The organism is Sodalis sp. RH20 (assembly GCF_047324205.1).
Classification (GTDB): domain Bacteria; phylum Pseudomonadota; class Gammaproteobacteria; order Enterobacterales; family Enterobacteriaceae; genus Acerihabitans.
On the sequence record NZ_CP178733.1, the window covers coordinates 4,951,799 to 4,964,727 of the forward strand.

Annotated in this window: 9 protein-coding genes; 6 read left to right on the forward strand and 3 right to left on the reverse strand. The window is 57.8% G+C overall.

From position 1 onward, the window contains the following. Positions 1-533 precede the first annotated feature (533 nt). The 6 genes from dppA (at position 534) to ACL2XM_RS22605 (ending at position 7,392) form a co-directional block, all read left to right on the forward strand. A complete protein-coding gene (gene dppA / locus ACL2XM_RS22580) occupies positions 534-2,141 on the forward strand; it encodes a dipeptide ABC transporter periplasmic-binding protein DppA (protein WP_410016688.1) in 1,608 nt (535 codons plus the stop codon). 195 nt (positions 2,142-2,336) lie between these two features. Then, positions 2,337-3,356 carry a dipeptide ABC transporter permease DppB gene (dppB, locus tag ACL2XM_RS22585; protein WP_410013011.1) on the forward strand — a complete coding sequence of 340 codons (1,020 nt, stop codon included), beginning with the start codon at positions 2,337-2,339 and terminating at the stop codon, positions 3,354-3,356. 11 nt (positions 3,357-3,367) lie between these two features. Beyond that, positions 3,368-4,270 carry a dipeptide ABC transporter permease DppC gene (dppC, locus tag ACL2XM_RS22590; protein ID WP_410013012.1) on the forward strand — a complete coding sequence of 301 codons (903 nt, stop codon included), beginning with the start codon at positions 3,368-3,370 and terminating at the stop codon, positions 4,268-4,270. 10 nt (positions 4,271-4,280) lie between these two features. Next, positions 4,281-5,261 carry a dipeptide ABC transporter ATP-binding protein gene (dppD, locus tag ACL2XM_RS22595; RefSeq protein WP_410013013.1) on the forward strand — a complete coding sequence of 327 codons (981 nt, stop codon included), beginning with the start codon at positions 4,281-4,283 and terminating at the stop codon, positions 5,259-5,261. After that, a complete protein-coding gene (dppF, locus tag ACL2XM_RS22600; RefSeq protein ID WP_410013014.1) occupies positions 5,258-6,268 on the forward strand; it encodes a dipeptide ABC transporter ATP-binding subunit DppF in 1,011 nt (336 codons plus the stop codon). The genes dppD and dppF overlap by 4 nt, the downstream gene beginning before the upstream one ends. Positions 6,269-6,675: 407 nt before the next feature. Continuing rightward, a complete protein-coding gene (locus ACL2XM_RS22605) occupies positions 6,676-7,392 on the forward strand; it encodes a VUT family protein (protein ID WP_413731643.1) in 717 nt (238 codons plus the stop codon). Positions 7,393-7,453: 61 nt separating this feature from the next. On the opposite strand, the gene ACL2XM_RS22610 is transcribed toward ACL2XM_RS22605, so the two are convergent. From ACL2XM_RS22610 to ACL2XM_RS22620, 3 genes are read right to left on the reverse strand one after another with little or no spacing between them, the layout of a single operon-like run. Then, positions 7,454-8,455 (reverse strand): glycosyl hydrolase family 8, encoded by a 1,002-nt coding sequence (locus ACL2XM_RS22610; protein ID WP_410013019.1) that lies wholly within the window; start codon positions 8,453-8,455, stop codon positions 7,454-7,456. A 14-nt stretch (positions 8,456-8,469) separates the two neighbouring features. Then, the gene (gene bcsD, locus ACL2XM_RS22615) at positions 8,470-8,949 is read right to left on the reverse strand and encodes a cellulose biosynthesis protein BcsD (protein WP_410013020.1); all 480 of its coding nucleotides are present in this window, start codon (positions 8,947-8,949) and stop codon (positions 8,470-8,472) included. Between the two features lie 2 nt (positions 8,950-8,951). After that, positions 8,952-12,887 (reverse strand): cellulose synthase subunit BcsC-related outer membrane protein, encoded by a 3,936-nt coding sequence (locus ACL2XM_RS22620; protein WP_413731645.1) that lies wholly within the window; start codon positions 12,885-12,887, stop codon positions 8,952-8,954. Positions 12,888-12,929: the final 42 nt, after the last annotated feature.

Genomic DNA, 12,929 nt, shown 5'->3' on the forward strand with positions numbered 1-12,929 from the left:
GTATGGCAGACTGGACGGAAAGGTTGTCGATATGGTCATCAAGGCGAACCAATGTCAGCATTTTTACCTGCTTTCATCCGGAAATTCTGAAATAACAGTTCATATATTCGCCACACGATCAAATTTTTTTTTAGTTTTTAAATAGTATGTATGACTGCTTACTCATTGTCATAAAGTGAATTACTTCACAGTTTAGCTATATTGACTGGCGATCGTGCTTCATTTTTGGCCAAACACCTGTGGATTGTTTTCGTTTGCTGCGTCTCACAAAATGTGTAAATCCCTACGGGTTATATTGACGTATTGGCAAACAGTTGCCAAATTGGGAGCCTCGGAATTCAGGAGGGGCAATGGATTGTTTGAATGGTCCCACGCATTCAACGCGTCGGGGGGTGCTGCCTCATGGGCATCCCGGCATATATTCCCTTCTTTGGTTCTGATGCCGCAAGGCGCACTGCACAGACCGCAGCATTAAAAAAAACAGCGTCTGGCCGTACAACACACAACATCACATCACACAATGGAGCAGAATGATGACAATTTCCTTGACCAAATCAGGGATACTGAAGGTCGGCATTAGCCTGGCGGCATTAGCCGTGGCGGCCAGCGTTCAGGCAAAGACTCTGGTATATTGTTCAGAGGGCTCGCCTGAAGGGTTCAACCCGCAGTTATTCACGTCCGGCACCAGTTTTGATGCCAGTTCCGTGCCGATCTACAATCGTCTGGTCGATTTCAAGCTGGGCACCACGGAAGTGATTCCGAGCCTGGCCGAAAAGTGGGAAGTCAGCGCCGACGGCAAAACCTATACTTTCCATCTGCGTAAAGGCGTGAAGTGGCAGGAAAGCAAGGATTTCAAACCGACCCGCGATTTCAACGCAGACGACGTGATCTTCTCCTTTATGCGGCAGAAAGACGCCAACCATCCTTACCATAAAGTCTCCGGCGGCAATTACGAGTACTTTGACGGCATGGGCATGGGCGATTTGATCGCCAGCGTGGAAAAAGTCGACGACTACACCGTGCGCTTCAACCTGACCCGTGAGGAATCGCCATTCCTGGCCGACCTGGCCATGGACTTCGCCTCCATCATGTCCGCCCAGTATGCCGATCTGATGCAAAAAGCGGGCACGCCGGAAAAAATCGATCTCAACCCGATCGGTACCGGCCCCTTCCAACTGCTGCAGTACCAGAAAGATTCCCGCATCCTGTACAAAGCGTTTGAAAACTATTGGGGCACCAAGCCGAAAATCGACCGCCTGGTGTTCTCCATTACGCCGGACGCGTCCGTACGTTATGCCAAGCTGCAGAAAAACGAATGCCAGATCATGCCGTATCCTAATCCGGCCGACATCGCGCGCATGAAAGAAGACAAAACCATCAACCTGATGGAACAGCCGGGCCTGAACGTGGGCTACCTGGCGTTTAACGTCGAGAAAAAACCGCTGGATAACCTGAAGGTTCGCCAGGCGCTGATCACCGCGGTAAACAAATCCGCCATCATCGACGCGGTATACCAGGGCGCGGGCCAGCCGGCGAAAAACCTGATTCCGCCGACCATGTGGAGCTATAACGACGCGGTGCAGGATTACGCTTACGATCCGGCCAAAGCGAAAGAACTGCTGAAGGAAGCGGGCTTGCCGGAGGGTTTCTCCATCGATTTGTGGGCTATGCCGGTACAGCGTCCCTACAACCCGAACGCCAGGCGCATGGCGGAAATGATTCAGTCCGACTGGGCTAAAATCGGCGTTAAGGCCAAGATCGTCAGCTACGAATGGGGCGAATACCTCAAACGCGCCAAGGCCGGCGAGCATCAGTCTGTTATGATGGGCTGGACCGGGGACAATGGGGATCCGGATAACTTCTTCGCCACCCTGTTCAGCTGCGATGCGGCAAAAGACGGCTCCAACTACTCAAGGTGGTGCTACAAGCCGTTTGAAGACCTGATCCAGCCGGCGCGCAGCACGTCCGATCATGCGAAACGCGTGGATCTGTACAAACAGGCCCAGGTGGTCATGCACGATCAGGCGCCGGCGCTTATCGTTGCCCATTCCACGGTATACGAGCCTGTGCGTAAGGAAGTGAAAGGGTATGTGGTCGATCCACTGGGTAAACATCATTTCGAGAACGTATCTTTAGACTAAAGGTCAATTAACCCCCCATATCCCTAAAGGGAGCTTCCCCCACCCATGCGGGGAAGCGGGAGTGTTCCCCGGTGCCGCACCGGGGAAGGAATCGCGCCAGCGAGGCCAGGGGGGAATCCTGAAGATGTGAGCTTTGATAACCCGGGCGCGTAATGCGCCCGGGTAAACTATCTACAGAAACAGAGAGTTCGGAATATGTTGCAGTTCATACTCCGACGTTTGGGACTCGTAATCCCGACGTTTATTGGTATTACCTTGCTGACGTTTGCGTTTGTCCATTTGATTCCCGGCGATCCGGTGCTGATCATGGCGGGTGAACGCGGAATGTCCCCCGAGCGCCACGCAGAGATGATGGCGGCGCTGGGCCTGGATAAACCCTTATTTCAGCAATATGTTCATTATGTCGTCGGCATTATGCACGGTGACCTGGGCATTTCGCTTAAAAGCCGCATCCCCGTTTGGCAGGAATTCGTGCCGCGTTTCCAGGCAACCCTGGAACTGGGTGTTTGCGCAATGATTTTTGCCGTGCTGGTCGGTATCCCGGCCGGGGTGCTGGCGGCGGTCAAACGCGGTTCGCTGTTTGATCATACCGCCGTCAGTATTTCGCTGGCCGGCTATTCGATGCCTATTTTCTGGTGGGGCATGATGCTCATCATGCTGGTGTCGGTGCACTTTAACCTCACCCCGGTGTCCGGGAGGGTGGGCGACACGGTCTTCCTGGACGACAGCATGCCGCTTACCGGCTTTATGCTGATCGATACCCTGATTTGGGGCCAGCCGGGGGATTTTAAAGACGCCGTGATGCATATGGTGCTGCCGGCCATCGTGCTCGGCACTATCCCGCTGGCGGTGATTGTGCGCATGACCCGTTCGGCGATGCTGGAAGTGCTGAGCGAAGATTATATCCGCACCGCCCGCGCCAAAGGCCTGAGCCGCATGCGCGTCATTATTGTCCATGCCCTTCGCAACGCCCTGTTGCCGGTGGTGACGGTTATCGGGCTGCAGGTCGGCACCCTGTTGGCGGGCGCTATCCTGACGGAAACGATTTTCTCCTGGCCGGGCCTGGGCCGCTGGCTGGTCGAGGCCTTGCAGCGCCGTGATTATCCGGTGGTACAGGGCGGGGTGTTATTGGTGGCGATCCTGATTATTGTGGTGAACCTGCTGGTGGACGTGCTGTATGGCGTGGTTAACCCGCGTATTCGCCACAAGAAATAGGGGAATGGAAAATGACTGAAATCTCTGAGCCGGTAATAACCGGCGCACCGAAGCCCATGACCCCGCTCCAGGAGTTCTGGCACTATTTTAAACGCAACAAGGGCGCGGTCATCGGCCTGGGCTATATCGTCCTGATGTTCGTCGTCGCCATCGGCGCCGGGGTCATCGCGCCCCATGGCCCGGCGGAGCAATTCCGCGAGGCCTTGCTGCGCCCGCCGGTATGGATGGAGGGCGGTAGCTGGCAGTTTATCCTGGGCACCGATGACGTCGGGCGCGATATCATGACCCGCCTGATGTACGGCGCGCGCCTTTCGCTACTGGTCGGTTGCCTGGTGGTGGTCCTGTCGCTGATATTCGGCGTGATATTCGGGCTGTTGTCCGGTTATATCGGCGGATTGGTGGACGTGGTCATCATGCGCGTGGTGGATATCATGCTGGCGCTGCCCAGCCTGCTGCTGGCGCTGGTGCTGGTGGCCATCTTCGGCCCCTCCATCGTCAACGCCTCGCTGGCGCTGACGTTCGTCGCCCTGCCGCATTACGTGCGCCTGACGCGCGCGGCGGTGCTGGGCGAGGTGAACCGCGACTATGTGACCGCCTCGGGCGTGGCCGGCGCCGGACCCCTGCGCCAGATGTTTATCAACATCCTTCCCAACTGCCTGGCACCCTTGATCGTGCAGGCGTCGCTGGGCTTCTCCAATGCCATCCTTGACATGGCCGCGTTGGGCTTCCTGGGCATGGGCGCGCAGCCGCCGACACCGGAGTGGGGCACCATGCTCTCCGATGTGCTGCAGTTTGCGCAGAGTGCCTGGTGGGTGGTGACCTTCCCGGGGGTCATTATCCTGCTCACCGTGTTAGCCTTTAATTTGATGGGGGACGGACTGCGTGACGCGCTCGACCCCAAACTCAAGCAGTAACGAGGAAGCAATGGCGTTATTAACCATAGATAAATTATCGGTACATTTCGGTGATGAAGGAACACCGTTTCGTGCCGTCGACCGCATCAGCTACCAGGTGGAACAGGGCCAGGTCGTGGGCATCGTCGGTGAGTCCGGCTCCGGCAAGTCCGTCAGCTCGCTGGCCATTATGGGCCTGATTGATTTTCCCGGCCGCGTCATGGCGGAAAACCTGGTATTCAACGGCCGGGATTTGCAGAAAATCTCCAACAGCGAGCGCCGTCAGCTGATTGGCGCCGACATCGCCATGATTTTCCAGGACCCGATGACCAGCCTTAACCCTTGCTACACCGTAGGCTACCAGATTATGGAAGCCATCAAGGTGCACCAGGGCGGCAACCGCAGGACCCGGCGCCAGCGCGCCATCGATCTGCTGACCCTGGTGGGCATTCCCGCGCCGGCATCCAGGCTGGATGTCTATCCGCACCAGCTGTCCGGCGGCATGAGCCAGCGCGTGATGATCGCCATGGCGATTGCCTGCCGTCCCAAGCTGCTGATTGCCGATGAGCCCACCACCGCGCTGGATGTGACCATCCAGGCGCAGATCATCGAGCTGCTGCTGGATTTGCAGCAGCGGGAAAATATGGCGCTGGTGCTGATTACCCATGACCTGGCGCTGGTGGCGGAAGCCGCGCATCATATTATCGTCATGTACGCCGGCCAGGTGGTGGAAACCGGCAAGGCGACGGAAATCTTCCGCGCGCCGCGCCACCCCTATACCCAGGCGCTGCTGCGCTCCCTGCCGGAATTTGCCACCGACAAGGCCAGGCTGGCCTCGCTGCCGGGCATGGTGCCAGGCAAATACGATCGCCCCACCGGCTGCCTGCTGAACCCGCGCTGTCCCTATGCCACCGATTATTGCCGCCAGGTAGAGCCGGAGCTGCGGGATTTGCCGGATCGTCAGTCTAAATGTCACTATCCGCTGGATGATGCGGGGAGACCCACCCGATGAGCGAGACTATTTACGATCCGCAGGCAACCGCCTTGCTGCACGCGGTGGATTTAAAGAAATACTACCCGGTGAAAAAAGGGTTGTTCGGCAAGGAGGTCATGGTCAAGGCCCTGGACGGGGTATCCTTTACCCTGGAGCGCGGCAAGACGCTGGCGGTGGTCGGCGAATCCGGCTGCGGCAAGTCCACCCTCGGCCGTCTGCTGACCATGATTGAAACGCCCACGGGCGGGCAGTTGCATTACCTGGGCCAGGATCTGCTGAAACCTGATGTGACCGCCGCGCACCTGCGGCGCCAGAAGATCCAGATCGTGTTCCAGAACCCCTACGGCTCGCTGAACCCGCGCAAGAAGGTGGGGCAAATCCTCGAGGAGCCGCTGCAAATCAATACCTCGCTCAACCGCGCCGAACGGCGTGAGAAAGCGCTGGCGATGATGGCGAAGGTGGGGCTGCGTACCGAATACTATGATCGTTATCCGCATATGTTTTCCGGCGGCCAGCGCCAGCGTATCGCCATTGCCCGCGGGCTGATGCTCGACCCCGACGTGGTCATCGCCGATGAGCCGGTATCGGCCCTGGACGTATCGGTGCGCGCCCAGGTACTGAACCTGATGATGGACCTGCAGCAGGATATGGGGTTGTCGTATGTGTTTATTTCCCATGACCTGTCGGTGGTGGAACACATTGCCGACGAAGTGATGGTGATGTACCTGGGCCGTTGCGTGGAGAAGGGCAGCAAAGAGGCGATTTTCAGTAATCCGCGCCATCCCTATACCCAGGCGCTGCTGTCGGCCACACCCAGGCTGAACCCGGATCTGCGCCGCGAACGCATCAAGCTGACCGGCGAGCTGCCAAGCCCGCTGAACCCGCCCCCGGGATGCGCCTTCAGCGCCCGCTGCCGCCGCCGTTTCGGTACCTGTACCGAACTGCAGCCGCAGCTTAAGCGCTACGGCGACCAGCTGGTGGCCTGTTTTGCCGTCGATCAGGACGAGGCGCAGGGCATTCGCTGAGAGTCCAGCGGATAGTGCCGATAGCCGGACGTTAAAAAGGGCCGGGGATAATTCCCCGGCCCTTTTTTATTCACTGCCGGGCCAGGGGAATTTGCGCCGTTGTCCATGTCGACGATAATAAGCGCCATCTGAAATATAAATATCTTTGCGTGTATATTCAAATTATTATATTTTAAAACTCAATGGATTTATATTATGAAATATTGAATGCAATTATGGCGTAATGATGGTTGTTATATGGCGTGTAGTGTTTTATTTTTAAAAATAAATAAAAATGGCTTTGGAAAAATAACGCATTCATGATATCAATTTATCCTTCTTGCACGTCCCAAGTAATATGTATTTTAGTATAGTGATATTTTATCGATTAAATATAGACATTATTAAATATTTAGACAGGGAGCTATATGAACACAGATTACAAGTTATATGGTCTATTTGTCGGGTTAACCGTGACTATCATGGTCATGTGCGATACCTTGATGTTTAAGGTGTTCAATTTAGGTGATTTCAGAATCACCGCCAGTGGCATTGTGTTTTCTTTATTCTATCTATTATCAACTATTTCCACGGAAGTTTATGGTTATAAATTAGGGGGGCGTACGGTTTGGATTGTGGTTTTATGCCAAACAATATATGTTTTTTTAATAAATATATGTGCAGTTATTCAAGTTGATTCGAATGCCTATTCCCAGCACTATTATGGCCTCTACAATGACTTTTGGCGGGTAACCGTTGCGACCTGGGTCTCGATGCCGGCATCTTATTTTTGCAATAGCTTTTTAATATCCAAGCTTAAAGTGTATTTCAACGGCCGCTTTTTCATCATCCGCTATACCTTATCCGCCATGATGGCCCAGGCGGTATTGCTGATTACCGATTATCCAATCAGTTTATCATCTAAATATTCATTTTATGAATTAGTTAATATCATATCTACTACGTGGTGCTATAAAGTGGTTATGTCAATTATACTTTTACCCGTTGGCATTTACATCGTACACAAAATTAAAAAGATTGAAAAAACGGACTATTACGACTGGGGAATCTCTTATAATCCGTTAACTGTATTCAAGGGGACCAATGATGATGTTAAGAGGAATAAATTCGATGATAAAGGGTAACATTTTTTATGCATGTGGCCCTGTCGAGGGCCGCACGCGACTGCACTTGTAGTTCGGGTAATTATTTCAGCGACCAGTACGTCAGCATCCGCAGGCTGGCGGAATAGTAGTCTTCCTGCGGCTGGATATTGTCATTGACCTGCGCGCCGTTGCCCATGATGGCGTCACGAATGGCCAGCATGCCCGGCGATAGCATGAAATCGGCCTTGGCGCCGGTCAGCACATCGACCCAGGCGGGAGTGGCCAGCCGGTCGAACTGGCGCCAGTAGGCGACGTACGGCCCAAGCGCCAGGCTGTTGCGCTGCGCCCAGTTGATATACAGCGGTATGCGCACCGCGTCAAAGCTAAAGCGCGACGGCCAGCGATCGGAAGGCGTCAAGGAGCCATCCGCCCGCAGGGTGACCCAATCGGTGGGCAGCCGGGGGTCGCCAAAGCGCATCAGCCCCAGGATTTTAAGGGAATCGGCGGTTAAATCGTTCCAGATCTTCAAATGGCCGGCCTGGTAAAACGCCTGCCAGGCGGGGAAGATAAAGTATGACGGATTGAGCGTCACCGAGCTGGTCTGGTTAAAGCCCGACGCCCCCGGCAACAGCAGGTTGAAGCCGGCGAACTTAATCACATTGTGTTTGATTATCGCCGCCTGCAGCGCGTTCGACGCCGCGGTATAGTTCGGCAGTTTCCACTTGTCCCCGGCCTGGAGCAGCGCCCAGGCGATCAGGGTGTCGCCGTCGGAGGCATTGTTGATGTCGGCCACCGGCGGGGTAGCGGCGGGATCGTAGCGCCAGGAGTACAGGCCGATGTCTTTACGGTACAGATGCTGGTTGGTCCAATTCAACAGGGTATCGAAGGCGGCGCGGTCGTTATAGTTTACCGCCAGCAGCATGGCGTAGCCCTGCCCCTCGGTATGGCTGACATTGTGGTTGCCGGTATCGATAATGCGGCCTTCCGGCAGCATATAGCGGCTTTTATAATGTTGCCAGCCGGCGCTGTCGGCCTGCGCCGCGCCCGTCAGCAGGGCGAAAAACATAGCGAGCAGCAGCGGCAAATGGCGGGCAAATTTCATAACGCTTCAATCCCTTAAATAGTGTTTTGATAACTAAAAGTCATTATGCCTTCCGCGCTGTCCTGCTGCCAACGCAGCGCGACATGAGGCTGTCCGCCCTGGGCTAATATCCATTCAGCATAGGCGCCTTCCAGGATCGCCGCCAGCCCGGCGGTCCACTCCTCCGGCTCAGCGCCCGTAGCCGCGGGAGGAACGGCATGATGTATCAACGTGAGATGGGTTTCACCCGGCTGCAGCCGCACAAAGCCCCAATTGAATTCCGACCAGAGCCGGTTAAAGCCATCTTCCAGATCCCCGACCGTTTCGGCATGGGGTAAAGGAAAGCGCCCGGCCAGTTGGCTACCCATCAGGTTAAGGAACTGGCGGCGATCTTCGTCGCCGGCATTGGCGGCGATGCCGGAGATCATGATATCAAGCAGATCCTGCCAGCCGGGCTGATATTGCCGCCGGCGGAAGTAAACCAGCTCGGACGTTGCGTCAGATATATCCTGCATACTTATTTACCACCCAATAAATATTTAAAGTACACCAGCGCGGTGCTCTCGGAGTAGTCGCCAAAGGTGTCGTAGCCCACCTGCCCGCCCACGGACATATTGGGATTGATTTTATAGCTGCCGTTGGCGTGCACATTATAGCTGACGCCGTTTTCATTACGGGCGTCGTAATAGGCCGAATCGACATATCCGCCGGCCACTAGTGATTCCAGGGCGGTTTGCAGCGCCGGATTATTCGGATAGTAGGCGCTTTTATCCTGTGAATAGGACTGATAGCCCACCGAGCCGCCCAGCGTCAGGTCCCAGTCGTCATATTTTTGGGTGTAATCCACCGGCAGCGAGACGCTGATATAGTTTTGCGGACTGAAATAGCCTCCCTGGCCGTAGCTGTAATAGCTGAGGTTTTTATCATAATCCATAAAGGTAATGTTAATACCGGTCTTCACCTCGCTATGGTCCTCGCGTAGCGGGCGGACATAAAATCCCGCCGATGAGGTGATGCCGGTATTGCCGGGAATATTGTCGCCCTGGTAACTGTAACCACCGACGCCGGCATACAGGCCCGCGTCGCCGTCGTCGTAGGAGTACTGGACGCCGCCGCCGTTTTTGGTGACCTGCCCCCATTTTTTACCGCTAATCTTATCCCGCGTGCCCACGTAGGAAAGCAGGCTGTCGGTGACCGCGCGTCGTTCGGCGGTAAAGATAAGCTTACTGAAGGTGGTCAGGCTGGGGGACCATTGAAGACCGCCCACCAGCGAGCTCAGATCCTCGCCCAGAGGCGTGGTGCCGACATCGGCCTTGTAGCTGTCGCCGCTGAGCGCCAGGTTGACCTCCACGCCGGAGGCCTGCTGCGAACCGGAGGAATCGGCGGCGTAATCGCCGGGATTGACGGTGGAGGCGGCATCCGCGGTGGAGGACGTGGTGGTGGTGGTGCTGCTCTGGGTGCCGTCGGAATTGGTGGTGGTGGACGTGGTGGTGGTCGACGTGGTGGCGCCGGCGGCGGCGGTGGCGTTATTGGTGGCGTTTTCCACCATGCGTCCCTGCTGCAGCGCGCCGGTGCCGAAACGGTTGCTGACCGTGCCGCTGGTGGAGCCGGAATTTAACGAAACCGGCGTGACCGATAGTTTCAGCCGCGAGCTGTCGAACGGCACGCCGGAGAGCACCAGCGGCGCCTTGATTTCCGTCAGGCCGCTCAGGCCGCTTTCGCCGTCGCGGCTGCGGATCCCCACATCGCCTTCCACCCAGGTGGCGGTTTTTTGCTGTTCCTGATCAAGCAACTGATTGATTTGTTTAAGCGTACGGTCTTCCGGCGTTTCGGCGCTGGCGGTTGCCAGCGTCAAGCCGGTCAGCGGCAGCGGCGCCGGGCTATCGGAGCGCTGCCACGGCAATATGGTGCCGTAGGCGGAAGCGGTGCGCGGCGCGGCCGCGGCCACGGTTTTATTAACGAAGGGATTGTCGGCGGTTTCCAGCCCACCGACAACCGGCGCGCCGCCGGGGCCGGCGGTATTCAGGCCGATGACCCGGCCTTTGGCGGAGCGCAGCAGGGCGATGGCCTGCTCATGATCCCCTGCCGCTTCCGCAATGCGCGCCTCGAGCACCATGCGATCTACCGAACGCGGTCCCTGCATGCCGGCCACCAGCCGTTTGGCGCGGGCGATATCGCCCTGGGCCAGGGCCGCGTTGGCGGCGCCTTCGCGGGCGCCTTCGTTTTGCGGTTCGCGCACCAGCACATAATCATAGACCCGCGCCGCCTGTTCGTTCATTTTGCCGGACTGGTAAAGACGCGCCATGGCCAGCATCAGATCGACGTTTTGCGGATCGCTTTGCATCGCCACGATGAGCTTATCGTAGGCCGCCGCGTATTGTCCACGTTCGCGCAGTTCATCCGCCTGGTTAATCACCGAGCCCTGGCGAATGCGGCTCAGTTCGGCCGGCGTGCTGCTGGCCACGATGCGCGGATTATTCATCCAGGCCTCCGCCTCCGCGGTCAGGCCGGCCTGGTTGAGCACGCCGACCTGGGCCGCATAATCACCGGCATTGCCGTTAACGCCGGCGCGCATATTATTACGTACCAGCGCCACCGCGGCGGCGCTGTCGCCCAGGGTCATCAGATCCTGCGCCAGTTTGCCCACATCTGCCGGCGCGGCGGGTGGCGTTTGCGCCAGGGCGCGCAGGGTGTTTAACGCCGCCGTGCGGTTGCCCTCCTGGATATAACGTTCGGCGCCCGCCATCTGCTGGTTAAAGTTTACCCGCGCGGCCAGATCGCGCATGGCGCGGTTGCGCCGGCTGTCGGGAATATAGGCCAGCAGCTGCGCCGCCGCGGCCCAGCGCTGAGTTTCGCTGGCGAACAGGGCGGCGGCGTAAAGGTTGTCCGCCGGCGCGCCGCGCTGGCCGGCGGCGGCCATCATGGCCTGGGCCTGCGCGCTGTCTCCCTGCTTTTGCAGGATGCGCGCCATATCCAGGCGCACCCAGATATTGGACGGTTGTTTTTCCAGCGCCTGCTGCAGCAAATTCAACGCCCGCTGCGGATCGTTGGCTTGCATTGCCTGCGCGGCCTGGCGGCGCAACGGCTCGACGTTGACGCCGCCCGCCGCCACCTGCGGGCGCTTATCCGCCGGTATTGTTTCCAGCACCTGCTGCGCGTCGGCGGTCTTATTGGCCTGGCGCAGGGTATAGTAGAGTCCCAGCTTGGTATCGGTATTCTGCGGATCGCTCGACAGCGCGGTGCGATAGGCCTGCTCCGCGCCGGCCAGGTCGCCCCTGCGGCGCAAGACGTCGGCGCGGAATAGCTCCGCCGAGACGCCTTTGCTGCCTTCCGCCTGCGCCAGCGGCTCGCTGAGCGCCAGCGCCGCGTTCAGGTCGCCGGACGAGACGGCGCCTTTGGCTTTGTTCAGTTCGCCGTAAAAATGCGCGTCCTTGGCCAGCGCCGCCCATTGGGCGCTGTTCGGGCCGCCTTGCTTCATTGCCTGGTTAAGGTAGTTTTCCGCCGCGCTGAAATCACCGCCGCGCATAGCGATATAACCCAGCCCGGCCAAGGCGTCGCCGTCGTTGGGGTTGGTGGTCAGCACCGCCTCGAACCGGCTGCGCGCCGCCGTAAGATCGCCGCTGTTCAGGGCTGTGTAGCCCTGTCCCTTTTCAGCGCCGCCCACGCTTTCCTGAAAATGGCGTAATACCGCGCCGTCGCTGGGGTGGCGTTGCATATAATCGTCATAGGCGGTTTTATCCCCGGGCTGCGGCGCCATCCAGATCAGCGCCTGGCGCAGGGCGTTGTCCGCCGCCTTGTTATTGGCCGCCATCGGCGCCAGCAGCCCGACGCCTTCGCGACGGGTGTTTTCGTCATAGGTCAGGATCCTGCCCAGCGCCATCCTGGCGGCCGTATCGGACGGCTGCTGGCTGACGCGGCTGCGCAGGCCGGCGATAGCGTCCGGGCGCGAGGCCGGAACCCCGGCCAGGGTTTCGTAATACTCTACCGCCAGGCTGTCCAGCGGCTGGTTGCCCTGGAACAGGGTGCGGTAGCTTTCGATGGCGCGCGCCGTGTTGCCCTGCGCCGCCAGTTGGCGCGCATTGGCTAATTGGGTCGGCGAGATGGTTTGCAGTACGCTGGCGCTGTCGAGATTCTGCAGGCGCGCGTCGCCTGGCGAGGCCTTGACCAGCCGCTGGCGCCATTTTTGGGCCTCGGCCTTTTGTCCGTCGCGTAACGCGTAGAGCGAGAGCAGATACAGGGCATCGGCGTTATTTTCATCCACCGCCAGGATTTTCTGTAACGATTCCTGGGCCAAATCGTTATGGGCTTTTTCGTGCCAATAGGCTGCCTGCTGCAGCAACGCGTTAATGGCCGGGCTATTATCCGCTGCCTGCGCCAGGGCGGAAAACAGCGACAGGCCCGCCAGGCCGGCGACATACAGCGTTTTTAAGTCTTTTTTTATTTGCCGTTTCATTTTCTTTTACCCATATGGCCCAGTCAGGCAACGCATCTTATC

Excerpts from the sequence above, each read along its gene's own strand:
- dppF (WP_410013014.1), top strand. The coding sequence starts at position 5,258 with ATGAGCGAGACTATTTACGATCCGCAGGCAACCGCCTTGCTGCACGCG.
- bcsD (WP_410013020.1), bottom strand. The coding sequence starts at position 8,949 with ATGCAGGATATATCTGACGCAACGTCCGAGCTGGTTTACTTCCGCCGG.
- dppA (WP_410016688.1), top strand. The coding sequence starts at position 534 with ATGACAATTTCCTTGACCAAATCAGGGATACTGAAGGTCGGCATTAGC.
- ACL2XM_RS22620 (WP_413731645.1), bottom strand. The coding sequence starts at position 12,887 with ATGAAACGGCAAATAAAAAAAGACTTAAAAACGCTGTATGTCGCCGGC.
- dppC (WP_410013012.1), top strand. The coding sequence starts at position 3,368 with ATGACTGAAATCTCTGAGCCGGTAATAACCGGCGCACCGAAGCCCATG.
- ACL2XM_RS22610 (WP_410013019.1), bottom strand. The coding sequence starts at position 8,455 with ATGAAATTTGCCCGCCATTTGCCGCTGCTGCTCGCTATGTTTTTCGCC.
- dppD (WP_410013013.1), top strand. The coding sequence starts at position 4,281 with ATGGCGTTATTAACCATAGATAAATTATCGGTACATTTCGGTGATGAA.
- dppB (WP_410013011.1), top strand. The coding sequence starts at position 2,337 with ATGTTGCAGTTCATACTCCGACGTTTGGGACTCGTAATCCCGACGTTT.
- ACL2XM_RS22605 (WP_413731643.1), top strand. The coding sequence starts at position 6,676 with ATGAACACAGATTACAAGTTATATGGTCTATTTGTCGGGTTAACCGTG.